This window comes from Companilactobacillus baiquanensis, from assembly GCF_003946605.1.
Lineage (GTDB): Bacteria > Bacillota > Bacilli > Lactobacillales > Lactobacillaceae > Companilactobacillus > Companilactobacillus baiquanensis.
Genome location: NZ_RHOQ01000006.1, coordinates 33,816 through 57,899 on the forward strand (window position 1 = coordinate 33,816; position 24,084 = coordinate 57,899).

General features: G+C 35.3%; 33 protein-coding genes, 1 other RNA gene, 1 riboswitch and 1 other annotated feature. All 34 genes read left to right on the forward strand.

The window, feature by feature from the left end; translation table 11 throughout:
* The first annotated feature begins 9 nt into the window (after positions 1 to 9).
* The 34 genes from EKM77_RS09075 (at position 10) to EKM77_RS09240 (ending at position 24,062) form a co-directional block, all read left to right on the forward strand.
* Entirely contained in the window at positions 10 to 552 is a 543-nt protein-coding gene (locus EKM77_RS09075; protein WP_125593744.1) for a dCTP deaminase/dUTPase family protein, read from the forward strand.
* Positions 553 to 570: 18 nt separating this feature from the next.
* Positions 571 to 1,941 carry a DNA repair protein RadA gene (gene radA, locus EKM77_RS09080; RefSeq protein WP_125593745.1) on the forward strand — a complete coding sequence of 457 codons (1,371 nt, stop codon included), beginning with the start codon at positions 571 to 573 and terminating at the stop codon, positions 1,939 to 1,941.
* A gap of 10 nt (positions 1,942 to 1,951) precedes the next feature.
* On the forward strand, positions 1,952 to 3,160 hold the full coding sequence (locus EKM77_RS09085) for a PIN/TRAM domain-containing protein (RefSeq protein ID WP_125593746.1): 1,209 nt from the start codon (positions 1,952 to 1,954) through the stop codon (positions 3,158 to 3,160).
* Positions 3,141 to 4,637 (forward strand): glutamate--tRNA ligase, encoded by a 1,497-nt coding sequence (gene gltX, locus EKM77_RS09090; RefSeq protein WP_125593747.1) that lies wholly within the window; start codon positions 3,141 to 3,143, stop codon positions 4,635 to 4,637. Before EKM77_RS09085 ends, gltX begins: the two co-directional genes overlap by 20 nt.
* Positions 4,638 to 4,722: 85 nt before the next feature.
* A complete protein-coding gene (gene cysS / locus EKM77_RS09095) occupies positions 4,723 to 6,126 on the forward strand; it encodes a cysteine--tRNA ligase (protein WP_125593748.1) in 1,404 nt (467 codons plus the stop codon).
* A complete protein-coding gene (locus EKM77_RS09100) occupies positions 6,119 to 6,532 on the forward strand; it encodes a Mini-ribonuclease 3 (RefSeq protein ID WP_125593749.1) in 414 nt (137 codons plus the stop codon). The genes cysS and EKM77_RS09100 overlap by 8 nt, the downstream gene beginning before the upstream one ends.
* Entirely contained in the window at positions 6,513 to 7,280 is a 768-nt protein-coding gene (gene rlmB / locus EKM77_RS09105) for a 23S rRNA (guanosine(2251)-2'-O)-methyltransferase RlmB (protein ID WP_125593750.1), read from the forward strand. The genes EKM77_RS09100 and rlmB overlap by 20 nt, the downstream gene beginning before the upstream one ends.
* Positions 7,281 to 7,404: 124 nt before the next feature.
* The gene (locus tag EKM77_RS09110; protein ID WP_125593751.1) at positions 7,405 to 7,962 is read left to right on the forward strand and encodes a sigma-70 family RNA polymerase sigma factor; all 558 of its coding nucleotides are present in this window, start codon (positions 7,405 to 7,407) and stop codon (positions 7,960 to 7,962) included.
* Between the two features lie 73 nt (positions 7,963 to 8,035).
* Positions 8,036 to 8,185 carry a 50S ribosomal protein L33 gene (rpmG, locus tag EKM77_RS09115; RefSeq protein WP_125593752.1) on the forward strand — a complete coding sequence of 50 codons (150 nt, stop codon included), beginning with the start codon at positions 8,036 to 8,038 and terminating at the stop codon, positions 8,183 to 8,185.
* 13 nt (positions 8,186 to 8,198) lie between these two features.
* Positions 8,199 to 8,384, forward strand: coding sequence for a preprotein translocase subunit SecE (secE, locus tag EKM77_RS09120; RefSeq protein WP_125593753.1), 186 nt, complete (start codon positions 8,199 to 8,201; stop codon positions 8,382 to 8,384).
* 95 nt (positions 8,385 to 8,479) lie between these two features.
* On the forward strand, positions 8,480 to 9,019 hold the full coding sequence (gene nusG, locus EKM77_RS09125) for a transcription termination/antitermination protein NusG (protein ID WP_125593754.1): 540 nt from the start codon (positions 8,480 to 8,482) through the stop codon (positions 9,017 to 9,019).
* A 123-nt stretch (positions 9,020 to 9,142) separates the two neighbouring features.
* On the forward strand, positions 9,143 to 9,568 hold the full coding sequence (gene rplK / locus EKM77_RS09130) for a 50S ribosomal protein L11 (protein ID WP_125593755.1): 426 nt from the start codon (positions 9,143 to 9,145) through the stop codon (positions 9,566 to 9,568).
* Positions 9,569 to 9,656: 88 nt separating this feature from the next.
* Positions 9,657 to 10,337 carry a 50S ribosomal protein L1 gene (rplA, locus tag EKM77_RS09135; protein WP_125593756.1) on the forward strand — a complete coding sequence of 227 codons (681 nt, stop codon included), beginning with the start codon at positions 9,657 to 9,659 and terminating at the stop codon, positions 10,335 to 10,337.
* Between the two features lie 33 nt (positions 10,338 to 10,370).
* Positions 10,371 to 10,488, forward strand: a sequence feature (ribosomal protein L10 leader region).
* 45 nt (positions 10,489 to 10,533) lie between these two features.
* Positions 10,534 to 11,040, forward strand: a complete 507-nt coding sequence (gene rplJ, locus EKM77_RS09140; RefSeq protein ID WP_125593757.1) for a 50S ribosomal protein L10 — start codon at positions 10,534 to 10,536, stop codon at positions 11,038 to 11,040.
* A gap of 33 nt (positions 11,041 to 11,073) precedes the next feature.
* Entirely contained in the window at positions 11,074 to 11,442 is a 369-nt protein-coding gene (rplL, locus tag EKM77_RS09145) for a 50S ribosomal protein L7/L12 (RefSeq protein WP_057765941.1), read from the forward strand.
* A gap of 72 nt (positions 11,443 to 11,514) precedes the next feature.
* Complete coding sequence (locus tag EKM77_RS09150; protein ID WP_125593758.1) at positions 11,515 to 12,117, forward strand: class I SAM-dependent methyltransferase; 603 nt, start codon at positions 11,515 to 11,517, stop codon at positions 12,115 to 12,117.
* Between the two features lie 52 nt (positions 12,118 to 12,169).
* Positions 12,170 to 12,487: a hypothetical protein gene (locus EKM77_RS09155; protein WP_125593759.1), complete on the forward strand. Its 318-nt coding sequence runs from the start codon at positions 12,170 to 12,172 to the stop codon at positions 12,485 to 12,487.
* A gap of 8 nt (positions 12,488 to 12,495) precedes the next feature.
* Positions 12,496 to 12,972, forward strand: a complete 477-nt coding sequence (locus EKM77_RS09160) for a nucleoside deaminase (protein WP_164507759.1) — start codon at positions 12,496 to 12,498, stop codon at positions 12,970 to 12,972.
* Between the two features lie 43 nt (positions 12,973 to 13,015).
* Positions 13,016 to 13,098: signal recognition particle sRNA small type (gene ffs, locus EKM77_RS09165), an RNA gene on the forward strand.
* An 81-nt stretch (positions 13,099 to 13,179) separates the two neighbouring features.
* On the forward strand, positions 13,180 to 14,874 hold the full coding sequence (gene dnaX, locus EKM77_RS09170) for a DNA polymerase III subunit gamma/tau (protein WP_125593760.1): 1,695 nt from the start codon (positions 13,180 to 13,182) through the stop codon (positions 14,872 to 14,874).
* Positions 14,875 to 14,907: 33 nt separating this feature from the next.
* Complete coding sequence (locus EKM77_RS09175; RefSeq protein WP_377728972.1) at positions 14,908 to 15,213, forward strand: YbaB/EbfC family nucleoid-associated protein; 306 nt, start codon at positions 14,908 to 14,910, stop codon at positions 15,211 to 15,213.
* Between the two features lies 1 nt (position 15,214).
* Positions 15,215 to 15,814: a recombination mediator RecR gene (gene recR, locus EKM77_RS09180; protein WP_125593762.1), complete on the forward strand. Its 600-nt coding sequence runs from the start codon at positions 15,215 to 15,217 to the stop codon at positions 15,812 to 15,814.
* Position 15,815: 1 nt separating this feature from the next.
* Positions 15,816 to 16,103, forward strand: a complete 288-nt coding sequence (locus EKM77_RS09185; RefSeq protein ID WP_125593763.1) for a DUF2508 family protein — start codon at positions 15,816 to 15,818, stop codon at positions 16,101 to 16,103.
* 234 nt (positions 16,104 to 16,337) lie between these two features.
* Positions 16,338 to 16,988, forward strand: a complete 651-nt coding sequence (gene tmk / locus EKM77_RS09190) for a dTMP kinase (RefSeq protein WP_125593764.1) — start codon at positions 16,338 to 16,340, stop codon at positions 16,986 to 16,988.
* Between the two features lies 1 nt (position 16,989).
* Positions 16,990 to 17,313, forward strand: coding sequence for a cyclic-di-AMP receptor (locus EKM77_RS09195; protein ID WP_125593765.1), 324 nt, complete (start codon positions 16,990 to 16,992; stop codon positions 17,311 to 17,313).
* Positions 17,313 to 18,266: a DNA polymerase III subunit delta' gene (locus tag EKM77_RS09200; protein WP_125593766.1), complete on the forward strand. Its 954-nt coding sequence runs from the start codon at positions 17,313 to 17,315 to the stop codon at positions 18,264 to 18,266. Before EKM77_RS09195 ends, EKM77_RS09200 begins: the two co-directional genes overlap by 1 nt.
* 11 nt (positions 18,267 to 18,277) lie before the next feature.
* Positions 18,278 to 18,634, forward strand: a complete 357-nt coding sequence (locus tag EKM77_RS09205; protein WP_125593767.1) for an initiation control protein YabA — start codon at positions 18,278 to 18,280, stop codon at positions 18,632 to 18,634.
* 13 nt (positions 18,635 to 18,647) lie between these two features.
* A complete protein-coding gene (gene rsmI, locus EKM77_RS09210) occupies positions 18,648 to 19,520 on the forward strand; it encodes a 16S rRNA (cytidine(1402)-2'-O)-methyltransferase (protein WP_125593768.1) in 873 nt (290 codons plus the stop codon).
* A 1-nt stretch (position 19,521) separates the two neighbouring features.
* A complete protein-coding gene (locus EKM77_RS09215) occupies positions 19,522 to 20,262 on the forward strand; it encodes an acyl-[acyl-carrier-protein] thioesterase (protein ID WP_125593769.1) in 741 nt (246 codons plus the stop codon).
* Positions 20,263 to 20,310: 48 nt separating this feature from the next.
* A riboswitch (THF riboswitch) is annotated at positions 20,311 to 20,418 on the forward strand.
* Between the two features lie 60 nt (positions 20,419 to 20,478).
* The gene (locus tag EKM77_RS09220; RefSeq protein ID WP_125593770.1) at positions 20,479 to 21,003 is read left to right on the forward strand and encodes a folate family ECF transporter S component; all 525 of its coding nucleotides are present in this window, start codon (positions 20,479 to 20,481) and stop codon (positions 21,001 to 21,003) included.
* A 75-nt stretch (positions 21,004 to 21,078) separates the two neighbouring features.
* Entirely contained in the window at positions 21,079 to 21,801 is a 723-nt protein-coding gene (gene tsaB, locus EKM77_RS09225; RefSeq protein ID WP_125593771.1) for a tRNA (adenosine(37)-N6)-threonylcarbamoyltransferase complex dimerization subunit type 1 TsaB, read from the forward strand.
* Positions 21,770 to 22,321: a ribosomal protein S18-alanine N-acetyltransferase gene (gene rimI, locus EKM77_RS09230; RefSeq protein WP_225425218.1), complete on the forward strand. Its 552-nt coding sequence runs from the start codon at positions 21,770 to 21,772 to the stop codon at positions 22,319 to 22,321. Before tsaB ends, rimI begins: the two co-directional genes overlap by 32 nt.
* A 10-nt stretch (positions 22,322 to 22,331) precedes the next feature.
* Complete coding sequence (gene tsaD, locus EKM77_RS09235; RefSeq protein ID WP_125593772.1) at positions 22,332 to 23,345, forward strand: tRNA (adenosine(37)-N6)-threonylcarbamoyltransferase complex transferase subunit TsaD; 1,014 nt, start codon at positions 22,332 to 22,334, stop codon at positions 23,343 to 23,345.
* Positions 23,346 to 23,426: 81 nt separating this feature from the next.
* The gene (locus EKM77_RS09240) at positions 23,427 to 24,062 is read left to right on the forward strand and encodes an FMN-dependent NADH-azoreductase (RefSeq protein ID WP_125593773.1); all 636 of its coding nucleotides are present in this window, start codon (positions 23,427 to 23,429) and stop codon (positions 24,060 to 24,062) included.
* Positions 24,063 to 24,084 lie beyond the last annotated feature (22 nt).

The window sequence follows — 24,084 nt, forward strand, 5'->3', positions numbered from 1 at the left end:
GTTGGGATTTTGAATAAAAAACGCGGTTTTGAAATTGTTGGAAAATATCAAAAACAGGGAATTAATTTGCCAAAAAGACAGACTAAAAACGCTGCTGGGTATGATATTGAGAGCGCAGCCGATTTTGTAGTTCCTTCGATTTGGAAATTTGGAGTGCTAAATGTTTTAAAATTTTTGTTTAACAAGGGTAAAATAGAAGATCTAGAATTAGACAAAGTTCAAAAATCTATTAAACCAGTTCTAGTGCCTACTGGAGTTAAAGCATATATGCAAGATGATGAGGTGTTATTGATTGCTAGCCGTTCAAGTAATCCGTTAAAACGTGGTCTCTCTATTCCAAACGGAATTGGAGTAGTTGATGCTGATTACTATAATAATGAAGGAAATGAAGGCGAGCTATTTGTTCAACTTATAAACTTCTTCCCTATTGATTATAAAATAAAAAAGGGCGAACGTCTTGCGCAAGGTATTTTCATCAAGTATTTAACAACAGATGATGATGAAGGTGGATTAAAAGAACGCCAAGGTGGATTTGGTTCATCTGGAATTTAGTTAAGGAAGGAATTATTAGTGGCTAAACCAAAAACAAAATATATTTGTCAAAATTGTGGTTACGTTTCTCCAAGATATTTAGGACGTTGCCCTAACTGTGGTGTTTGGAATCAAATGGTTGAAGAAGTTGAACATAAAGAAACGACTCAGGCAACTCCTAGTCGTCGAACAAGCGACTTAGAATCCAAACCAGTTAGTTTAAATAATGTTTCTTTTTCAAAAGAAGAACGTGTCAAAACTAAAATGTCAGAACTTAATCGAGTTTTAGGTGGCGGAATCGTTCCGGGATCTTTAATTTTGATTGGTGGAGATCCGGGTATTGGAAAGTCAACTTTGTTGATGCAAGTTTCTGGTCAACTCCAAGATGCTGGTGGAAAAGTTTTATATGTTTCTGGTGAAGAGAGTGCTTCACAGATTAAAATGAGGGCTGATCGCTTAGGAATTCATGGTGATGATTTGTTTGTCTACCCACAAACAGATATGAGTTATATCAGAGAAACAATTAATGATATTAAACCAGACTATTTAGTGATCGATTCTGTTCAGACAATGGATGAGCCAGAAATTACTTCAGCCGTAGGTAGTGTTTCACAAATTCGAGAAGTTACAGCGGAATTGATGAATATTGCCAAACAACAAAATATTACTGTTTTTGTTGTCGGACATGTTACAAAAGGTGGAGCAATTGCTGGACCCAAAGTTTTGGAGCATATGGTGGATACAGTTTTGTATTTTGAGGGTGACACACATCATAGTTATAGGATTTTACGATCTGTCAAAAATCGTTTTGGATCGACTAATGAAATTGGTATTTTTGAAATGAGGACTCAAGGACTAATTGAAGTTGATAATCCATCTGAAATTTTCTTAGAAGAACGATTGACTGATACTAATGGTTCAGCTGTCGTCGTATCAATGGAAGGAACTCGTCCTATTTTGGTTGAGATCCAGTCATTGATAACACCAACGATCTTTGGAAATGCTAAACGAACTGCTACTGGCTTAGATCATAATCGTGTTTCTGTTATCATGGCAGTTTTAGAGAAACGTGGTAATTTGATGCTACAGAACCAAGATGCTTATTTAAAGTCCACTGGTGGTGTAAAATTAGATGAGCCAGCAATTGATTTAGCGTTGGCGATGGCTGTTGCTTCAAGTTACAAAAACTTGGGTATTTCAGCAACTGATTGTTTTGTCGGTGAGGTCGGACTTACTGGAGAGGTCAGACGAGTAAATCTTATCGATCAAAGAGTTAATGAAGCAGAAAAATTAGGCTTCAAGCGAATTTTTATTCCAAAGAACAATCTTGGCGATTGGTCAAAGGATAATACGATACAAATTATTGGAGTTTCTACTGTAACAGAAGCAATGAATAAAGTTTTTAATTAGGAGGTTTTCTATGCGAAAAATATTAATAAATGCTATTTTCGCATTGCTTGGAATAGCTGTCGGTATTACATTTTTACCAGCTTTATGGGCAGTCATTAGTATGGCTGATATTAGATGGTTGAATAATGGTTATGTTAACGGACTTATTGGTGGGATTATTTTATATTTACTTTCATTTTTATTTATTAAACCAATATCTAATATAAATACTCGAATTGAAGGATACTTTAATACTCGATCACCCGGTTGGATCATTTTCGGAGCGCTCTTTTTAATTGGTGGATTGATCTTAGCAAATATTATTTCGATTCCTTTTTATATGATGCACAATATGTTTGCAAATATCATTCCTCCTATTTTAATGATCATTTTAGGATTTTTAGGATTTAGATTAGGTACAAGTAGAAGAAATGATTGGAAGAGTTTTTCTTTAAGCAAGCGCAAAAATAACGAAAAAAATGAAGGTTTGGATTTTAATGGGGAGATCACACGTCGTGAATCTAAAAAGGATTTTTATCCATACAAGATCCTTGATACATCAGTAGTAATTGATGGAAGAATTCATCAAATCGCCCAAACCGGATTTCTTGAAGGTAAGTTAATGATCCCCGATTTTGTGGTTCATGAATTACAATTGATTTCTGATTCTAGTGATAATCAAAAGCGCGAACGCGGACGCCGTGGACTAGATATTTTAAATGAAATTAAAATGGATCAGACAATAAATTATGAAACAACGACAAGGGACTATGATAATATTCCTGAAGTTGATATGAAATTACTTAAATTAGCTAAAGAAATTGGTGGCGCTGTAATCACAAACGATTATAATTTAAGTAAGGTGAGTGAATTTCAAAATGTTCAGGTCCTTAATATTAATGAACTAGCCAAAGTCTTGAAACCTATGGTTTTGCCAGGAGAGACGATGACTGTTAATGTAATAAAAGAGGGTACTGAACGAGAACAAGGTGTTGCATACCTAGAAGATGGAACGATGGTCGTTGTTGAAGATGGAAAATATTTCATTGATAAAAAAGTCGATGTCGTTGTAACTAGTGCATTGCAAACAGATGCTGGTAAAATGATTTTTGCAAAACCTAAGCATTCAATGAATGGTATCCAAGGAAACACCAAGAATAGTTCTAAGGAAAAGAAAAATCCTAAGAACAATTCTCAAAATAAGAGGGGAGTAAATAGAAATGGCAAAAAAGTCAGATAATAAAGTACGAGTTAGATATGCACCTAGTCCTACTGGACATTTGCATATTGGTAACGCTAGAACTGCAATCTTTAATTATTTGTTTGCAAGAAGACATAAGGGGACTTTTGTAATCCGTATCGAAGATACAGATACAAAGCGTAATGTTGAAGGCGGAGAACAAAGCCAACTGGAAAACCTTAAGTGGTTAGGCGTTGATTGGGATGAAGGTCCTGATATTGGCGGAGATTATGGTCCTTATCGTCAATCTGAAAGAAAAGAAATTTATCAAAAGTATATTCAAGAATTACTAGATAAAGGTCTAGCTTATAAATCATATCTGACTGAAGAAGAACTAACTAAAATGCGTGAGGATCAAGAAGCTCGTGGAGAGATGCCTCACTATGAATATGAATTTGCCGGAATGAGCGAAGAAGAAAAAGCTGAAAAAATCAAAGCAGCTGAAGACGCTGGATTAACACCAGTTGTTAGAATCCATGTTCCAAAGGGTAAAGACTATGAGTGGGATGACATCGTTAAAGGAAAGGTTTCAATCGATTCTGATACTATCGGTGGAGATTGGATCATTCAAAAACGTGACGGTATGCCAACATATAACTTTGCCGTTGTTGTCGATGATCATTTGATGGAAATCAGTCATGTACTTCGTGGTGATGATCACGTTGCTAATACTCCAAAACAATTAATGATTTATGAAGCACTTGGCTGGGAAGCTCCTAAATTTGGTCATATGACACTTATCATTAATACTGAAACTGGTAAAAAATTAAGTAAACGTGATGAATCAATTCTTCAATTTATCGAGCAATATCGTGCATTGGGTTATCTACCAGAAGCCATGTTTAACTTTATTACTCTACTAGGCTGGTCACCAGTTGGTGAAGATGAATTATTCACACGTAAGCAATTTATCAAGATATTTGATGAGAATCGTTTGAGTAAATCACCAGCTAAATTTGACCAAAAGAAGTTGGAATGGGTTAATAATCAATATGTTAAAGGTGCTGATGTCAGTGAGATCACCGACTTGACACTAGAAAACTTAATTGAAGCAAAACGTATTCCTGAAAATCCAGATACTAATACTATTCAATGGGTAAGACATTTAACAGAACTATACATGCCACAAATGAGTTTTACTCAACAAATCGTTGATCTATCAGATGTTTTCTTCAATCAACCAGATGTTTTGACTGAAGACGAACAAAAAGAGCTAGCAGATGACGATGCTCGTCCAGCAATTGAAGATTTACGCACTAAGCTGGAGAAATTAGATCGCTTTACAGCAGCAAGAATTATGGCTGCTATTCAATCAGTTCGTGCAGATACAGGTGTTAAAGGTAGAAAACTTTATATGCCTGCCAGAATTGCTGCCACACGTACAATGCATGGTCCAGCAATCGCTGAAGCTATTGAATTAGTTGGTCGTGATAAAGCATTGGCAAATATTGACAAGACATTATCACAAATGGACTAAATCTGAATAATTAAAAAAGAGGTTGAAAGGCTCAATTTGCCTCAACCTCTTTTTTGGTAGTTGCTTAATATAGAAAGGAGAAATCATGCTAAAAATATTCAACACATTGACACGTCAAAAAGAAGAGTTTAAATCGATCGTTCCAAATGAGGTCCATATGTACGTCTGTGGACCTACTGTTTATAACTACATTCATATCGGTAATGCTCGTTCGATCGTTGCTTTTGACACGGTTCGTCGATACTTAGAATATTTGGGTTACAAAGTAACCTTTGTATCTAACTTTACTGATGTTGACGATAAGATGATCAAAGAAGCTAAACGTGAAAATATTACTGTCCCAGAAGTGGCCGATAAATTTATCAAAGCCTTCTATGAAGATGTGGCTAAATTGAATGTTCAAAAAGCTACAATTAATCCTCGTGCGACTGATAATATTAAAGAAATTATTGATTTTATATCTGATTTAATTGATAAAGGTTACGCCTATGAATCACAAGGTGATGTTTTCTATCGTGCTCGCAAGTTCAAGCATTATGGTGAATTATCAGATCAAAATATTGATCAATTAGTACAAGGTGCCAGTGAACATATTGGCGAGGCTGAATTTGATAAAAAACAAGATCCAGTTGATTTTGCACTTTGGAAAAAGGCTAAACCAGGAGAGATCAAATGGGATTCACCATGGGGAGAAGGACGCCCAGGATGGCATATCGAATGTTCAGTAATGTCTACTAAATATCTAGGTGATACTTTTGATATACATGGTGGTGGTCAAGACTTAGAGTTCCCTCATCATGAGAATGAATTAGCTCAAAGTGAAGCTAAAACCGGTAAAAAGTTTGTCAATTACTGGATGCATAATGGCTTTGTTACAGTTGAAAATAATGAAAAAATGAGTAAATCTCTAGGTAATTTTGTTACAGTACATGATTTAGTAACTAAAGTTGACCCGCAAGTATTACGTTTCTTCTTATCATCAACACATTATCGTAGACCACTTGAATATTCCCAATCTAACCTACAAAAAGCTGCCGATAATTTAGAAAAGATCAAAACAGCTTACAATAATTTACAGTTCAGATTAGATGATGCCAAAGGAGATCCTGACAATATTAAGGATCAAGTAGCAATTATTTCTGATAAGTTCAAAACAGCTATGAATGATGACTTCAACGTTCAGAATGGTTTAACAGAAATTTTTGAATTGGTCAGTCTGGCAAATAACTATAGTTCTGAAAAAGAAATAAACGCCGATAGTGCTAAAGCTATTTTGGACGAATTGGTTCTATTAGGTGGAATTTTAGGAATTAAATTTGATGAGAAACAAGATCTATCTTCTGAAATTCAGGCAATGGTTGATAAGCGTGATCAGGCTCGTGCAGATAAGGACTTTGCGACAAGTGATCAGTTACGTGACAAATTAAAAGAAATGGGTGTTATTTTGGAAGATACGCCTCAAGGAACACGGTGGCACATTAATGGTTAAAATTGAACAACTTAATGGAGTTACTTTAGCTTATTTAGGGGATGCTGCGTATGAAGTTTATATTCGCAGACATCTTTTGGATTTGAATATTACTAAAGTGAATCTTTTACAACAACGGGCTAAACATTATGTTTCAGCAAAAGCTCAAGCAGCACTTATTAATTTGATGCTCGAGGAAAATATTTTATCTGATGATGAAATTAGGATCTACAAGAACGGTCGTAACGCCAAAAAATATACAAAAGCAAAAAATACCAGTGTCTTGACCTATCATATGTCGACTGGATTTGAGGCTTTGATCGGTTACTTGGATATTAAAGGTAACGAAGAGCGTTTAAATGAGTTGATTTCTTGGTGTATAAAAAAAGTCGAAGCGGGGGAAACTGATGCAGAACAATTCGAATAATAACGAAGAAAGTGAATTAGTTTTTGGACATCATTCAGTTGTTGAACTATTAAAGTCACCAACAGCTGGTCAGCGTGTCAACAAAGTGTTAGTTCAAAAAGGTCTTAAGAGTTCACATATTGGTGAAGTTATTGAATTAGGTAAACGTAGTAAGTTGATCGTGCAAGAAGTTCCTAAGGCAAAGCTTGATGAGATCAGTAATGGTGGTAACCACCAAGGGATGGCAGCTTATATTGCACCTTATCAATATGCAGAATTGGACGATATTTTCAAAGCAGCCAAAGCTAAAAATGAAGATCCTTTTATTTTGATATTAGATAGGATCGAAGACCCACATAATTTGGGTTCAATTTTAAGAACAGCTGATGCGGTCGGTGTCCACGGAATTATTGTTCCTAAACACAGATCGACCGGATTAACTTCAGTTGTAGCTAAAACTTCAACTGGTGCTATTGAACATGTGCCAGTCGTGAGAGTTACCAACTTGGTTAATACCATCAAAGATCTTAAAAAAGAAAATATTTGGGTTTTTGGAACGGCTATGGAAGGTGACAATTATCGTAATTGGAATGCCAAAGGTGCAATTGCTTTAGTCATTGGAAATGAAGGTAAAGGTGTATCACCACTCGTTCAAAAGCAAGTTGACCAGACGCTAAGTATTCCAATGGTAGGTCACGTTCAAAGTTTGAATGCCAGTGTTGCAACGGGAGTTTTGTTGTATCAGGCGTTTGCTTCGAGACATTCATAAGGTGAAAATAATTTGTTTTTTAGTGATACAAACGAAGTTTTAATGAACAACAGTTCTCTTAATTTTATGAATTAGACATGATAAATTTAAATAGAAAAATCGTTCATAAAAGAGGGGAACTTTTATGAATAAAACTGAGACCAATCTGATTTTACGTGTTAAGAATGAAAATGATTCAAATTCTCTACAAAAGTTGATTAAACGTTACAGACCTATGATAGAAAATTTATTTCAGCAGTATTATATTCACGGTTATGATAGAAACGATTGGTATCAGGAAGCATTTATTGTTTGTCACAAAACTTGTTTGATTTTTAATGGCAACAACGGATCACAATTTGGAAGTTTCTTTAAAATGAGATTCAAAAATCATATTATTGATATTGTTAGAAGAGAAAATACTTTTAAGAGACAGGCTAATCAAAATGCCAATTCTTTTGAAGTATATTTGGTTGAAAATAATCAATCATTTATCACCAATCAAAATGCCAAAATGGTAGATTTAGTAAATGGTTTGGATGATTATTTTAATGATTTAAGCCATCGAGAAGCACTGGCGTTAAGGTATTTGTTAGGTAAAATCAAATTTAGTGAAGCGTGTGAAAAGGCCAAGTGTACTAAAGAGCAGATGGTTCGAGCAACTAGTCGCTGTAAAACAAAGATCAAAGATCGACTACGTTAAAATTGTTGGACTTTTGATATTTTAAAAGCTACAATAATTAAGATAATAAACTGCATAGATTCTGGAGAATTAAATGGGACTAAGAAAAGTAGCACTTGCTTGTACTGTTTGTGGATCAAGAAATTATTCGATCACTGAAAATCCAAATAGAACAGAACGCCTTGAAGTAAAGAAGTTTTGCAAGCACTGTGGAAAACATACATTACATAAAGAAACACGCTAAACTGGAGGACTAAATGAGATTATTTAAATTTTTCGGTAGTGTCAAAAAAGAAATGAAACTTGTTGTTTGGCCTACATTTAAAGAAAATAAACGTGATACATGGACAGTTATCGTCACATCACTAATATATGCTGCCTTTCTAGCATTGATTGATTGGGGCATGTTATCACTACTACAACATTTCTTGATGGGCAAATAAGATTGTAACTAATTAAAAAATTTGCTACTATTGAACTAAGCGGAAACTTCGAAAATCTTTCGGAGTTTTTTTATTTTGATTTTTTGGAGGAAATTATGGCTGAAGCTGGAGAAAAACAATGGTATGTTCTACATACATACTCAGGTTACGAAAATAAAGTTAAGGAAAACTTGGAATCACGTGCTCAATCAATGGGTATGGAAGATTACATTTTTCGTGCAGTAGTTCCAGAAGAAGAAGAAACAGAAGTAAAAAATGGTAAACAAAAAACAGAAATGAAAAAAACTTTCCCAGGTTATGTTTTAGTTGAAATGGTTATGAGTGATGAATCATGGTTTATCGTTCGTAATACACCTGGTGTTACAGGCTTTGTTGGAAGTCACGGTTCAGGTAGTAAACCAGCACCACTATTACCAGAAGAAATTGATCACATTCTTAATGATCTTGGCATTAGTAAAGATCAAGCAAATGATTTTGAAGTTGGCGAGAATGTTACGATCATTGATGGTGCCTTTGCAAATATGACAGGTAAAGTTACAGAAATCGATGCTGAACATAGCAAATTAAAGGTTGATGTTGACATGTTTGGACGTATGACAAGTGCCGAAGTTGATTTTGATGCTGTTGAAAAATAAAAATCATCATTGATATAGATAATAATTGATGATATTATAATACGGTATGTTTTTACCATACATGTGGGAGAGAAAATATTTATTCTCAATATGACCACATCACGGAACAAGGAGGTATGCACCGTGGCTAAAAAAGTTGCTAACGTAGTTAAATTACAAATCCCTGCTGGTCAGGCTACTCCAGCTCCACCAGTTGGTCCTGCTTTAGGACAAGCTGGTATCAATATCGTTGCATTTACAAAGGACTTTAATGCACGTACACAAGATCAAAAGGGAATGATCATTCCTGTTGTTATCTCTGTATATGAAGATCGTTCATTCGATTTCGTTACAAAGACACCACCTGCAGCTGTTCTATTGAAGAAAGCTGCTGGCGTTGAAAAGGGCTCTGGCGAACCTAACACTAAGAAAGTAGCCAAAGTCTCACAAGACCAAGTTCGCGAAATTGCTGAAACCAAGATGAAAGACCTAAACGCTGCCAGTGTTGAATCTGCAATGCGTATGGTTGCTGGTACTGCAAGAAGTATGGGCTTTGAAGTAGAAGACTAGACATAGCAGTTTACAGGAATACGAAAGTGTTCTTAACAAGTGGGAGGGGAAAATCCCCAATAGACCACAAAGCAAGGAGGAACTTAGCATGGCTAAGCATGGAAAAAAATATATTGAAGCTCTCAAACAAGTAGATAAGACAAAGACTTATACTGCTAAAGAGGCTATTGACTTACTTAAAAAAGTAAATTACGCAAAATTTGACGCAACTGTTGAGGTTGCTGTTAACTTGGATGTTGATCCAAAACAAGCTGACCAACAAATTCGTGGTGCCGTTGTTCTACCTAACGGAACAGGTAAATCACAAAAGGTTATCGTCTTCGCTGAAGGACAACAAGCAAAGGACGCCGAAGCTGCTGGTGCAGATATCGTTGGTTCTGATGACCTTGTTGAAAAGATTCAAGACGGTTGGTTGGACTTTGATGTTGCTGTTGCAACACCACCAATGATGGCTAAAGTTGGTCGTTTAGGTCGTGTACTTGGACCTAAAGGCTTAATGCCAAACCCTAAGACTGGTACTGTAACAATGGATGTTACAAAAGCAGTTAACGATATTAAAGCCGGACAAGTTACTTACCGTGTAGATCCTAATGGTTTGATCCATGCACCTATCGGTAAATTGTCATTTGATACAGACAAACTTACAGAAAACTTTGACTCATTCTATGAAGTTATCGCTAAAGCACGTCCTGCATCATTGAAGGGTAACTATATTGTTAGTGTTAATATGACATCAACATTTGGCCCTGGTCTAAAAATCAACGCTTAATACTGTTGACTAATAACCAAAATAATGATAATGTACAATAGTTGATTTCTACCGAAGACTCAGGTGATGTAAATCTTAATATCCTGCCGAGGCCAGAAGATTGTTAATTAATCTCTGTGTCCTTTGGGCGCAGAGATTTTATTTTAGCCGAAATTTGTAGAATTAACTAAATAAATTGTGGAGGTGAAACGTAATAATGAAGCAAGAAAAACTAGCACAAAAAGAAGCACTCGTTACAGAAGTTGCTAAGAACCTTAAAGGCGCTAAGTCAGTTATCGTTGTTGACTACTTAGGTCTTACTGTTGAACAAGCTACTGAGATGCGTGCTGAATTACGTGAGCAAGGTGCTACTATGCAAGTTATCAAGAATACTGTCTTGAGACGTGCTGCTGAAGAAGCTGGACTAGAAGGTCTTGAAGAATTCTTCGTTGGCCCAACAGCCATCGCTTATTCTGAAGAAGATCCAGTTGGCCCTGCTAAAGTTGCTGCTAAATTTGCTAAAGATGTTGAATCCGTTGAAATCAAGGGTGGAATCATCGAAGGCAAAGCTGCATCACTTGAAGAAATTCAAGCCCTTGCAACACTACCAAACAGAGACGGTTTACTATCTATGTTGGTATCTGTATTACAAGCTCCAGTTCGCGACTTTGCATTGGCTGTTAAGGCTGTTGCTGAAAAGAAAGACGACGAACCAGCTGCTTAATTAAAAAACAAACATAATTCGGAGGACATAAAAATGGCTTTAGATACACAAAAGATTATCGATGATTTAAAAGATGCTTCAATTCTAGAACTTAACGACCTTGTTAAGGCTATTGAAGAAGAATTTGACGTTACAGCTGCTGCTCCTGTTGCTGCAGGTGCTGCTGCTGGTGGCGACGCTGCTGCTGAAAAGGATTCATTTGATGTTGAACTTACAGAAGCAGGTCAAGAAAAGGTTAAGGTTATCAAGGAAGTTCGTGGTATCACAGGACTTGGCTTGAAGGACTCAAAAGACCTAGTTGACGGCGCTCCTAAGGTTATCAAGGAAGGCGTTGCTAAGGCTGACGCTGATGACATGAAGTCAAAACTTGAAGCCGTTGGTGCTACTGTTACATTGAAATAATAATTTCAAAAATAAAAAGTTTGGGTTTAGCCCAGACTTTTTTTGTATCTAAAAATACAGAAAGAGAATAATATGGCTAATCAATACTTTGAAAACTCAACAGATTTAGGACATGAATTAAAGAACTTTAATTTTACTTTACGAGGAAATAATTTAGCATTCACATCTGATAGTGGTGTTTTTTCTAGACAAACAATTGATTTTGGATCAAGAGTTTTGATTGAAGCTATTGATTTTACTGAAATACCTGCAGGTAATATCCTTGATGTTGGCTGTGGATATGGTCCAATTGGATTAGCTTTGGCAAAAGAACAAAGTGATCGTCAAGTTGTGATGGCCGATGTTAATTTAAGAGCACTCGATTTGGCGAAGGATAATGCTAAGGTCAATAAAATTAAAAACGTCGATATACTGGAATCAGATGTATATGAAAAAATAACTGATAAGTATGCTTTAGTTGTCTCCAACCCACCAGTTAGAGCCGGGAAGAAAGTAGTTGTCGATATTTTAAAGAATTCAATTGATCATTTGGTAGAAAACGGTGAACTCTGGATCGTTTTGCAAAAAAAGCAGGGCGCTCCTTCAGCAAAGAAATTGATGAAAGATACTTTTGGCAATGTAGAAGTTGTAACTAGAGATAAGGGATATTACATTTTAAAAAGTTGTTTAAACTAATTTATTTTTTTAATCGATAAGATATGTTATATTCATGCTGGAGGTGTTTACAATGGACAAAAAACAAGTTGCTATTGGTATAATCTTGGCGTTATTAACAGGTGGATTCTTTTTAATTGCTATTTTAATTTGGAAGTCATTTTGCACGGTTAAAATAAAACATGAAAGAGCTCAATTAGAAACCTACGTCAAAGATTATTTTAGAGGTAATGAAAAATTACTTGCCTTTGTAGGCACATTATCAGATGATGAAGTTCATGTATTAATGAATATTATTAGTAAAGTTCGTGAAGAGAACACTGATATAGAATGGAAGACACTTAATTTACCTGAATTTTTTGAGCAAAAGGTTAAAGGTTTAGTTGAATAAAAGTAGATATGAAGCTTTCAGAAGAAGAGATTGATCATTTTATGGATCTTGCTATTGAAGAGGCAAAAGAAGCTGAAACAAGAGCGGAGGTTCCTATTGGTTGTGTTATTGTGGATAACTTGACCAAAGAAGTTGTTAGTGTTGGTTCAAATGAACGTGAAGAGACTCAAAATGCTATTAAGCATGCTGAAATTATTGCTATTGAAGCAGCCTGTGAAAAAATAGGTAGTTGGCGTTTGGAACATATGAGTTTATTTGTGACACTTGAACCGTGCCCAATGTGTGCTGGTGCAATTATAAACAGCCGCATTGAAGAGGTTATTTTTGGTGCTAGCGATCCTAAAGCTGGATCAGTTGGTTCGATCAATAATTTATTGGCAGAAACGAGATATAATCATCAGCCAGAAGTTTTAGCTAATGTTAAATCGGAAGAAACAGGAGACTTATTAAGAAATTTCTTTCGAAAAATCCGTGGTAAAAAGTAGCATAAAAAGTAAATTTATAGTATTATAGTTATTGCCGCAAGGCCTTAGGGCAATGGTGCTCTTGTGAATCGTGTCAGGTTCGGAAGAAAGCAGCACTAAGTGAGTTGTACCATGTGCCTTTTGTTATGTAAATTAGCCTCCTAATCATAATTGGTTAGGAGTTTTTTTGTGGTAAAATTTACTTATTCTATTCACTAAGGAGACAAAATGGCATATCAAGCACTTTATCGAGTTTGGCGACCCCAAACTTTTTCGGATGTAATTGGTCAAGGTGTAATAACGCAGACTTTAAAAAATGCTGTTGCAAGTAACATGACCAGTCATGCTTATTTATTCAGTGGACCTCGTGGTACGGGAAAAACTTCTTGTGCCAAAATATTAGCTAAAGCTGTTAATTGTTTGAATCCACATGATGGTGAACCTTGCAATGAGTGTGAAATTTGCCAAGCCGCAAACGAGAATCGTTTAAATGATGTTATTGAAATTGATGCGGCATCAAATAATGGTGTTGAAGAAATTCGTGATATTCGTGACAAGGTAAAATATGCACCAACTGAAGCTAAATTTAAAGTTTACATTATTGATGAAGTTCATATGTTGTCACAAGGTGCTTTTAACGCACTGTTGAAAACTTTGGAAGAACCACCAGCTAATGTAATGTTTATATTAGCGACAACTGAACCACAGAAGATCCCTGCAACTATAATTTCTAGAACTCAGAGTTTTACATTTAGAAGAATTTCTAAACAAGATATTTTAGACAGAATGACATATATCTTGGATGACAAAAATATTAAGTATGATGAAGAAGGATTAAACATTATTGCGGCATCTGCTGAAGGTGGAATGCGTGATGCTTTGAGTATTTTGGATCAAGCTTTGTCATATGGAGATGATCAATTAACCTTAGAAAATGCTCAAGAAGTAACAGGAGCTTTAAGTAATGATCAAATAACCGCATATATGTCGGCGGTTGCTAATAACGAATCCGCCCAGGCTTTAGAAAGTCTCTATAAAATTCTTGAAAGTGGTCGTTCGGCGGTTAGATTTACTGAAATGATCATCAGAGTTTGTCGTAATTTGATACTTTATAATTCTAATTCGGATTTGTCTGAACAGATGGATAATACTATCATGACAAAAGACCTTTTGAATCTAGCTAATAAATTTGATAATCAGCGTCTGTTTTATATCGTTGATCAAGTCAGTTCCGCACAAAAGAATTTAAAGAATTCTAATCAGACTGATGTTTATATGGAAATATTAACTGTTAAAATTAGCGAACCAGCTATAAAGGAAACGGCAGTAGAAGAAAATCCTACTGATAATCAAGAAGTTGAAAAATTAAGTCAACAAGTGGAAAAACTTCAAAGTGAGATTAAAAACCTTTCCACAAGTAATGTTTCAAACCAACCAGAAAGACCTAAAAAAACTACAAGAAAATCAAAGAGTAATCATCTTAATAGAACTGCGATTTATAAAGTTTTAGATAACGCAACTAAAAATGATTTATCTGTCGCTAAAGATATTTGGCCCGATCTAATGAGTAAGCTTTCAGTTACACAACGTGCTAAAATGAGAGTGGCAGATCCTGTTGCAGCAAGTGTCGATGGGATAGTTGTGGCTTTTGATTTTGAACTTTGGTATGAACAAGTTCAAGAAGATAGCGAGTTTTTGAACGAATTAAGCAATAGTGCTAGTACACTATTGAAAAAAGACTGTGAAATAGTATTAGTGCCAAAGGACCAATGGCCAAAAATTAGAAAAGAATATATTTCTAATAATATTGATTTAACAAAGAACGACAAGGTAGAATCTAAAGCAGAGCCTAAAAGTGATCCGGCAGTTGACGAAGCTTTAAATCTTTTTGGTAATGAAATCGTAGATATTAAAAATGACTAGGAGGAACTACTTATGAGTAAAGGAATGCCTAATATGGGTGGAATGGGAAACATGGGAAATCTCATGCGACAAGCCCAAAAGATGCAAAAAGAAATGCAAGGTGCACAAGAAGAACTCAAGAAAACTGAATACATTGGTAAGTCAGTTGATGATCTAGTTACGGTAAAACTAAATGGTGATCATAAAGTTTTAGATATTAAGATTGATGAAAAGGTCATTGATCCAGATGATCCTGATACATTGTCAGATATGATGATCGATGCATTTAATAATGGTGTTGATCAAGTTGCTAAAGACCAGCAGTCTAAGTTAGGAAAATATACGAACGGGTTGATGTAGTATGAAATATCCAGAACCAATCACTAAATTAATTGATAGTTATATGATGTTGCCAGGTATTGGTAGAAAAACTGCAACTAGAATGGCATTCTTTACTTTAAGTATGGATAAAAGCCGTGTTCAAGAATTTGCAGACAATTTGGTTTCCGCTAAAACCGATTTAAGATATTGTAAGATCTGCGGTAATATTACAACTGATGAAATTTGTTCGATCTGTAAAGATGAAGGTCGTGATCAGTCAACTATCCTTGTTGTAGAACAGCCAAAGGATATAATGGCTCTTGACGATATGAACAGCTATAATGGACTTTATCACGTACTAGGTGGTGTGTTATCACCAGTCGATGGTGTTGGACCTGAAGAACTTAATATTAAGTTATTGCTGAACCGTTTAAGAACAAATAAAGCAGTTAAGGAACTTATTATTGCAACTAACGCAACTCCAGAAGGAGAAGCAACCGCTCAGTATCTAGCTAAATTAGTAAAACCAGCAGGAATTAAGGTTACAAGATTAGCTCATGGGCTAGCCGTGGGTTCAGATATCGAATACGCTGATGAAATGACTCTAAAGAGTGCCGTTCAAGGCCGTAGGGAGATCTAATATGTTTGGTAGAAAAAAGTTAAGTATCCAAAAGTCAGAAGATGACCGTTTATTGGGAAAAACTCATGAGATACAAGAAAGAATCAACAATTCTTCAAAGGTGATCAACACATCATTTGATCTACCACAAGATACTCAAAATGAGATAAAACTTGATCGAATAAAATATCAATATCTTTATTTAGAGGCTAGAAGAAGAAAAGCAGCCGCTAAAGAAACTACTAATATTATTTTTGGTGAAGAGGATACATTTTTGAGACAGCCAAGTAGAGCCGAGAAACATTGGTAATGAAATAGAGCGTGCCATAAGGCGGTTAGAGACTGAGCATATTCGTAGATAAGCGGAGGTCTCTGCCTTATGTCACGCGTTTCAATAAATAATAAGTGTAATAAAACAAGGGGATGTGGTGAAGACCACATCCTCTTGTTTTTGAAACTGCAATTATCATTTAAGGCTACCATCTTGGATTTATTCTCTGATTCAAGTAAAATAGTAATAATCACTTAGGAAAGAGAAACTTATATGTCAGGAATTTTTATTTCATTTGAGGGTTCAGATGGCGCTGGAAAAACTACTGCTTTGAACTCGTTATTACCTTTATTAAAACAAAAGACAGATCAGGAAGTAGTCGTCTCAAGAGAGCCTGGTGGCAGCCCAATTTCAGAAAAGATCCGTAAAATCATTTTGAGCGTTCATGATCAAGATATGGATGATAGAACCGAGGCTTTGCTGTACGCTGCAGCTAGAAGGCAGCATTTAATTGACGTTATCTTACCAGCTTTAGACGATGGTAAAGTTATTATTAGTGATCGCTTTGTCGACAGTTCGATTGCTTATCAAGGTGGCGGACGTCAAATCGGTGTCAAAGAAGTTGCCGAGATCAATGATTTTGCAATAAATGGGACTATGCCGGATCTAACAGTTTACTTTGATGTGAGTCCAGAAGTTGGTCTAGCAAGAATACGCAAAGACCATGAAGGTGCAATGGATCGTTTGGAACAAGAAAAAATTGATTTCCATAAGAGGGTTCATGACACTTATCAAGAATTGATCAAAGCAAATTCTGATAGGATCGTTACAGTTAATGCTGAACAAGAGCCAGAAAAAGTTGTTGCTGACGCACTAGCCGTAATAATTAAGAAACTTCCTAAGACATTTAATGGAGGAAAATAATATGAAACTTATTTTAGCTATTGTTCAAGATAAAGATAGTCAACAACTGCAAGCACATTTAGTTAAAGATGGATTTCGTTCTACTAGACTACCTTCAACTGGTGGCTTTTTAAAAGCTGGTAACTCAACTTTTATTCTTGGAGTAGAAGATGAAAAAGTTGATGCAGCTCTTGATGTTATCAAGGAAAACTGTCATACAAGAACACAGTTTGTAACACCTTCATTTATTTTACCTGAAGCTGCCAATATGAGTGATCCAGTGGAAGTTCAAGTTGGAGGAGCAACTTGCTTTATCTTGCCTATAGATAAGCTTGTCAGATTCTAATGAATGAATTATTAGAAACACAATCTAAAACTTTAGATGAGTTTAAAAAGATTATTCAAGCCAATATGTTATCTCATGCTTATTTGATCGATAAAGCATCCTCAAAAGTAAGACACGAGGTTGCTATTTGGCTTGCTCAAAGTCAATTTTGCGATAATTTACATGATGGTATACCTGATCAAACTTGCCAACGCTGTAAAACAGTGGCTTTAGGTGATAATCCAGATGTCTTGGAAGTTAAAACTGATAAACAGAGTATTGGTGTAGATGATATAAAATCCTTCAAAAGAGAAGCCAGTATGGCAGCAACTCAAGGTAAAAGACGTATTTTAATTATAGATGCGGCAGAAAAAATGACTAATGCTGCTAGTAATAATTTATTAAAAACAATCGAAGAGCCAGAAGGAAATTTGATGATAATACTTCTGGCAGATTCAGCTAAACAACTTTTACCAACAATTAGATCACGTGTCCAAACATTTCATTTGTCAGATCAAAGTAATGATGAAGAAATTGATGATCTGGTGGAGTCCGGATATAAAGAATCACAAGCTAAATTAGCTTTAAAAGTTTCTGATATTAAGTTTTTGCAAGGGATGTCAGGTGATAATTATCAACTCTTATTAGTGGCATTGATAAATTGGTTAAAAGAATGTAATCGAAAAAAAATAAGTAGTTTTATTGATATACAGACTGATATTATGCCATTGGTAGAAAATAAAGATCAGCAACATTTAGTATTCGACATGATGAATCAAATTTTTAGTGATATATTATCAATTAGGTATCGTTTTAAACCAGCACTTTTGATTAAAGAGGATATTCTTTCTAATAAGAGTATCCAACAGATTGTTGATCTTTCGGATGAGTTATTTAAAGCAGAAGAAATGTGGAAAAGTAATGTCGCCTTTCAAGCAGTCTTAGAAGATTTATCGTTAAAATTTGTGGATTAGTGGGTGAAACTATGGCAGAAAAGGATTTATACGATGAGTTTGAGACTATCTCTAATCAATTAAATAATTTGAATGATCGTTTGGAATCATTAAAAGAACAGTTATCAAAGAGTTTAGAGGAAAAAGAAGAATTGGAGATGGAAAATCAAAATCTTCGTAAGCATTTAGAAAAACTTGGTTATGAAGATAAAGATTATGGGGCAAATGGGCTGTCCACTTCCAGAATGAATTTGGAAAAATTGTATCGGAAGGGATTTCATGTTTGCCAGCAATTTTATGGATCACATCGAAAAGAAGATGAAGAATGCGTTTTTTGTTACGGTGTGATATATGGAAATCACGAAAAGAAAAATAAAAAAGTAAAGTAAGGGAGCTAATTGAATGAGAGAACAAAAGAGTTTTGTCGACAATTCTAAGGGCTGCCTTTTTTTAGTGCCAACACCAATTGGTAATCTTGATGATATGACTTTTAGAAGTGTTAAAACTTTGCAAGATGTTGACTTAATAGCAGCAGAAGACACTAGAAATACGATGAAGCTGTTGACACATTTCGAAATTGAAACTGAGTTGATCAGTTTCCACGAACACAATACGGCCCAGCGAATTCCAGAACTGATTGAAAAACTGGAACAAGGAACCAATATCGCCCAAGTCAGCGATGCAGGGACACCGTCAATTAGTGATCCCGGTAAAGAATTAGTCAAGGCAGCAATTGAAAATAACATTTCGGTTGTACCGTTACCAGGTGCTACCGCTTCGATCAGTGCCTTAATTGCATCTGGAATTGAACCTCAACCATTTTATTTCTTTGGCTTTTTGCCAAGGAAGGGTAAAGAAAGAAAAGAAGCTCTTGATAATATTTCTAATCGAGTTGAAACTTCAATTATTTATGAATCACCAAAACGAGTTGTAAAGACTTTAAATGATTTGAAAACTTCTTTAGGTGAAGATAGACAAGTAGTTCTGGCACGCGAATTAACTAAGATCCATGAAGCCTTTTTAAGAGGAACAGTCGCACAGACATTAGATTATTATCAAGAACATGATCCTAAGGGTGAATTTGTTATCATTATTTCTGGAAAAACAATTGAAAGTAATGCTGAAATGACAGATTCAGAAATCATTAATGCAATCGATTTAGAGATCCAAGCTGGTAGAAAGCCTAATCAAGCGATAAAAGATATTGCTAATCAAAACTTATTAAAAAAACAAGTGGTCTATAATTTGTATCACGGAATCGGAAAGGAAGAATAAATTGGCAGAAGAACAAATTTTTGAACAAGAAATGGAATTTCCTTTTTATTTTGCGAATTTGACAGGTGATATGCGTCTATCTTCTTTAGTTGATGCAATGTTGTTAACTTCTGAAAAGCAGCTACATCAAAGTGATTCAGATAGTTCTGAGATGGTTAAGCGCGGATTAGGATGGGTCGTTGTTCAATATCATATGGACGTATCATCCATGCCACAGTTGGGTCAAAAATTAAACGTTAGAACTAGAGCAACTAGTTATAATAAATACTTTTTCTATCGTGATTTTTGGATCGATGATCTAGATGGAAATAATATGGTCAAACTGGAAAGTGCGTTTGTCATTATTGATGTTAATGAACGAAAAATGGTAAGTGCATCTGATAAATTGACAGATATGTTTGGTGCTAAAGAAATTACTAAGATCAAACGTTTTCCACGAGTTAAAGTACCTGAAGAATTCGATATTAAACGAGAGCAGCAAATTGGCTACTATAATATTGATGTTAATCGCCATGTCAATAATTCTTACTATTTTGATTGGATGGTTGATTCTTTAGGAATTGATTTTGTAGAGAAACATCGAGTTAAGACTATGGATATCAAATATGAAAAAGAACTGGATATAAACAGTCATCCAGAAGTATTTGCCAAAGTCAGTGATGATGGATTAGAAACTAAGCATTGGATCAAAAATGGTGAAGATTTAAATGTTGTAGCCCAAATGACTTGGGAAAAGAAATAAAATACTTTGTAAAGATAATTAATTGTGCTAGTATGTTTAAGTAATAATTTTGGAGTAGGATTCAAAGCGTGAAGTGCCGACGGAACGGAATGTGAACGTTGGACGAAGAGATTGAGGTTAAACTCGACTCGCGGTTTTGTTTCCGCATTCGCCACTTTATATAGTTAAATAGCCTCTAGTTATATTCGGTGGCAGCTCCTCTGAGGAGATGTCAATATGTTAAGTAAGAGTAGAAGTAGCATTAGCGTTCACGAATTGACGTGGATGGCGATATTAATTGCATTGGAAATGGTTTTGAGCCGTTTTTCAATAGGAAGTAACGCATTACAAGTTGGATTCAGCTTTGTAGCTATGGGTCTGATAGGATATTACTTTGGACCGTATAAAGCAGCCATTGCAATGGCAATTGCGGATATAATGAAGATGGTTATATTGCCGAGTTCTGGAGGATTCTTCTGGGGATTCACCGTATCGGCGATCGTCGGCGGAATTATTTATGGATTTATGCTTTACAATAAAAAAGTAACTATAACTAGAGTTTTGATCACTACGGTTTTAGTTGTAGTAATTGTTAATACCTTAATGAATACATGGTGGATCCACATGATCTCAAATGCACCATATTGGGTATTATTAACACCAAGACTGATAAAAGAGGCAATCAGCTTGGTTTATCAAACTGGAATTTTGTATTTGGTCCTTAAATGGATCAGCAATTCTAAATTTAATAAGATTAATTAATAAAGACCGAGAGGTCTTTTTTTTTGCACAAATAACTTGTGGTAGAATAATGCTATTAAGAATGAGGGGATATTTATGAAAATATTAGCTTTTGACACTTCAAATAAGCCATTAGCTGTGGCAGTTGTTAGTGATGGGAATGTTTTAGCGACTTTGGAGTCAACAGAAAAGAAAACTCATAGTGTTACTTTATTACCTGATATTCAAAAAGTTTTAACTGAATCCAATCTGGTGATCAATGATATTGATCTGATTGCTGTTGCCAAGGGTCCGGGATCATATACTGGTGTTCGGATTGCTGTGACTGTGGCTAAGACTTTAGCTTTCACTTTAAAGAAGAATTTGGTCGGTGTATCTAGTTTGGAAGTTTTGGCCGCTGATGGGGATGAGAGTAAAATTTTAGTGCCCTTGATGGATGCAAGAAATGATAATGCATTCGCCGGTGTTTACCAAATGCATTCTGGTGAATTAGTTAATCTAATAGAGGATCATCATACGTCAATGGCTAAGTTGCTAGATCTGCTCAAGAAATATGATTCAGAGAAACTAGAATTTATTAATGCTACTGATAATTTAACTGACTTAATTAAAAAGGAATATCCTGAAGCCGTAATTTTGAATGCTAAAGATAGTTTGCCAAAAGCTGGAAAATTGGCAAAAATTGCTGAAAGGAAACCTGTCATTTCAGATGTGGACAGTTTTGTGCCAACCTATTTACGTTTAACTCAAGCAGAACATGATTGGTATGAAAAAGGACATAAAAAAGATGGCAATATTTCCTATGTTGAAGAAGTTTAAAGAAACTTTTTGGCCTTCAGGATCATCAGAAAAATATCCATTTGTAAAACAGTCAGTTACTATCAATGGTCAGGAATTAGTTTTGCGAAAAGCAGAATTAAGCGATTCTAATGATTATATGAATATTCAAGAAACCATCTATTCAAAGCCAGCACCATGGCCCCAAGATGTGGTTGATACTGAACTTAGAAATAAAAATGCGCTTTATTTGTCACTGCTCAGAAGAAATCGCTGTGTAGCTTTTATTGGAGTTTCTTTGAGTGATATTAAAGAAGCACATATAACTAATATTGCCGTATTACCTGAATTACAAAAGGATGGTATTGGGCATTTATTTTTGAATCAGGTCTTTGAATATTGCCGCAAACAAAACTTTCAGAAAATGTCTTTGGAAGTTGATATAACTAATGAGTCTGCAATCGAGCTGTATAAGGCTTTTGGTTTTAAAAAGCGTAAAATTCATGAAAAATATTATTTTAGAAACCATCATGATGCATTAGAAATGGTGGTCGATTTATAGGGAGAAAATCTTGAAAAAAGATACATTAATACTATCGTTTGAGAGTAGTTGTGATGAAACTAGTGTTGCAGTTGTTAAAAATGGTAAGGAAATTTTATCGAATATAATTGCTACACAAATAAAGAGTCACCAAAGATTTGGTGGAGTTGTGCCGGAAGTAGCAAGTCGACATCATGTTGAAGAAGTAACTCATTGTATTGAATTAGCTCTAAATGAAGCAAAAGTTACTTATGATGATTTAGATGCAGTTGCTGTAACATATGGTCCAGGCTTAGTCGGTTCTTTATTAATTGGAATAATGGCTGCTAAAACTGTCGCCTTTGCACACAATCTACCATTAATAAAATCAAATCATTTAGCAGGTCATATTTATTCAGCAAACTTAGTTGCCGATCTTGAATATCCCTTTATGGCCTTACTAGTATCCGGTGGTCATACTGAAATTGTTTTAGTTCGTGCTCCGGGTGAGTTTGAAACTTTAGGTGATACTCGTGACGATGCAGTTGGTGAAGCATATGATAAAATTGGCCGAGTTTTGGGAATAAATTATCCAGCCGGAAAGCAAGTTGACGAAATGGCTGCCAAAGGTAATGATGTTTTTGATTTCCCACGTGCCATGGTACAAGAGGATAATTTGGACTTTAGTTTCAGCGGTTTGAAGAGTTCTTTTATAAATCGTGTCCATCACGCCGACCAAGTTCATGAAGAACTTAGTAAAGATGATTTGGCAGCAAGTTTTCAAGGCGCTGTTTTGGATATTTTGAGTAATAAGATTTTTAGAGCTTTGAAACAACATCCCGTTAAACAATTAGTAGTTGCTGGTGGAGTTGCCGCTAATCAAGGACTTCGCCAACGTTTAAAAGAAGATATAAAGAAACGTAATTTGGATATGGAATTGATTTTCCCACCATTAAGATTATGTGGTGATAACGCTGCTATGATTGGTGCAATTGCTCAAATCCAGTATGACAAAAAAGATTTTGCAGATCTTCAAGTTAATGCTGATCCTAGTTTGGATTTCTAGATAGATCGAGGAGACTCGGTCTTTTTTTATTCCCCCACCAACACCCAACCTGTTAAAATTAATTAAAAAAAGAGGACAACAATGCCACAACTACTAACAATAATTGCCCATCCCCAAACTACTAAATTTTCGACAAGTATTGAATTATATAAAAACTTTATTGAATCGTACAAATCAATTAACCCTCAAGATACCATCATCGAACGAAATGTGTCGGACAACTTCAAATTAACTTTTGATGAGGTGGCATTGTCGATATACAACAAGAAACAGACGGGTGCTTCTTTGACTAGACGAGAGCGGACAATAAATGCGACGCGCCAGTCATACATCGATGAATTTGTTCAATCAGATAAATACGTCTTTGTAAATCCCATGTATAATTTCTTCTTGCCTGCTGAAATGAAAAGCTATATTGATCTTATTATGCAAATTCCATCTACGTTTGAATATAATGACCAAAATAAATTACAAGGAAATCTGCATAATAAAAAAGCACTGCATTTACAATCCAGTGGGGATCGTTTTCACAGTGCTAATACTCAAATGGAAAGTTTAGATTTAGGGGATAAATATTTAAAAACGATTTTTGACATTATGGGTGTAAATGATTACCAAAGTGTTTTTGTTGAAGGAATGGATTTTGATACGAAAAACGCACAGAATATTTTAAATTCCGGTTATCGAGCCGTTCAAAAATTAGCGAAAGTATTTTAAAAGCCGACTGAAAAGTCGACTT

What these genes read in the sequence shown, in the direction of transcription:
- EKM77_RS09085 (WP_125593746.1), top strand. Translation starts at nt 1,952, where the DNA reads ATGCGAAAAATATTAATAAATGCTATTTTCGCATTGCTTGGAATAGCT.
- gltX (WP_125593747.1), top strand. Translation starts at nt 3,141, where the DNA reads ATGGCAAAAAAGTCAGATAATAAAGTACGAGTTAGATATGCACCTAGT.
- cysS (WP_125593748.1), top strand. Translation starts at nt 4,723, where the DNA reads ATGCTAAAAATATTCAACACATTGACACGTCAAAAAGAAGAGTTTAAA.
- EKM77_RS09100 (WP_125593749.1), top strand. Translation starts at nt 6,119, where the DNA reads ATGGTTAAAATTGAACAACTTAATGGAGTTACTTTAGCTTATTTAGGG.
- rlmB (WP_125593750.1), top strand. Translation starts at nt 6,513, where the DNA reads ATGCAGAACAATTCGAATAATAACGAAGAAAGTGAATTAGTTTTTGGA.
- EKM77_RS09110 (WP_125593751.1), top strand. Translation starts at nt 7,405, where the DNA reads ATGAATAAAACTGAGACCAATCTGATTTTACGTGTTAAGAATGAAAAT.
- rpmG (WP_125593752.1), top strand. Translation starts at nt 8,036, where the DNA reads ATGGGACTAAGAAAAGTAGCACTTGCTTGTACTGTTTGTGGATCAAGA.
- secE (WP_125593753.1), top strand. Translation starts at nt 8,199, where the DNA reads ATGAGATTATTTAAATTTTTCGGTAGTGTCAAAAAAGAAATGAAACTT.
- nusG (WP_125593754.1), top strand. Translation starts at nt 8,480, where the DNA reads ATGGCTGAAGCTGGAGAAAAACAATGGTATGTTCTACATACATACTCA.
- rplA (WP_125593756.1), top strand. Translation starts at nt 9,657, where the DNA reads ATGGCTAAGCATGGAAAAAAATATATTGAAGCTCTCAAACAAGTAGAT.
- rplJ (WP_125593757.1), top strand. Translation starts at nt 10,534, where the DNA reads ATGAAGCAAGAAAAACTAGCACAAAAAGAAGCACTCGTTACAGAAGTT.
- rplL (WP_057765941.1), top strand. Translation starts at nt 11,074, where the DNA reads ATGGCTTTAGATACACAAAAGATTATCGATGATTTAAAAGATGCTTCA.
- EKM77_RS09150 (WP_125593758.1), top strand. Translation starts at nt 11,515, where the DNA reads ATGGCTAATCAATACTTTGAAAACTCAACAGATTTAGGACATGAATTA.
- EKM77_RS09155 (WP_125593759.1), top strand. Translation starts at nt 12,170, where the DNA reads ATGGACAAAAAACAAGTTGCTATTGGTATAATCTTGGCGTTATTAACA.
- EKM77_RS09160 (WP_164507759.1), top strand. Translation starts at nt 12,496, where the DNA reads ATGAAGCTTTCAGAAGAAGAGATTGATCATTTTATGGATCTTGCTATT.
- dnaX (WP_125593760.1), top strand. Translation starts at nt 13,180, where the DNA reads ATGGCATATCAAGCACTTTATCGAGTTTGGCGACCCCAAACTTTTTCG.
- EKM77_RS09175 (WP_377728972.1), top strand. Translation starts at nt 14,908, where the DNA reads ATGGGTGGAATGGGAAACATGGGAAATCTCATGCGACAAGCCCAAAAG.
- recR (WP_125593762.1), top strand. Translation starts at nt 15,215, where the DNA reads ATGAAATATCCAGAACCAATCACTAAATTAATTGATAGTTATATGATG.
- EKM77_RS09185 (WP_125593763.1), top strand. Translation starts at nt 15,816, where the DNA reads ATGTTTGGTAGAAAAAAGTTAAGTATCCAAAAGTCAGAAGATGACCGT.
- tmk (WP_125593764.1), top strand. Translation starts at nt 16,338, where the DNA reads ATGTCAGGAATTTTTATTTCATTTGAGGGTTCAGATGGCGCTGGAAAA.
- EKM77_RS09195 (WP_125593765.1), top strand. Translation starts at nt 16,990, where the DNA reads ATGAAACTTATTTTAGCTATTGTTCAAGATAAAGATAGTCAACAACTG.
- EKM77_RS09200 (WP_125593766.1), top strand. Translation starts at nt 17,313, where the DNA reads ATGAATGAATTATTAGAAACACAATCTAAAACTTTAGATGAGTTTAAA.
- EKM77_RS09205 (WP_125593767.1), top strand. Translation starts at nt 18,278, where the DNA reads ATGGCAGAAAAGGATTTATACGATGAGTTTGAGACTATCTCTAATCAA.
- rsmI (WP_125593768.1), top strand. Translation starts at nt 18,648, where the DNA reads ATGAGAGAACAAAAGAGTTTTGTCGACAATTCTAAGGGCTGCCTTTTT.
- EKM77_RS09220 (WP_125593770.1), top strand. Translation starts at nt 20,479, where the DNA reads ATGTTAAGTAAGAGTAGAAGTAGCATTAGCGTTCACGAATTGACGTGG.
- tsaB (WP_125593771.1), top strand. Translation starts at nt 21,079, where the DNA reads ATGAAAATATTAGCTTTTGACACTTCAAATAAGCCATTAGCTGTGGCA.
- rimI (WP_225425218.1), top strand. Translation starts at nt 21,770, where the DNA reads ATGGCAATATTTCCTATGTTGAAGAAGTTTAAAGAAACTTTTTGGCCT.
- EKM77_RS09240 (WP_125593773.1), top strand. Translation starts at nt 23,427, where the DNA reads ATGCCACAACTACTAACAATAATTGCCCATCCCCAAACTACTAAATTT.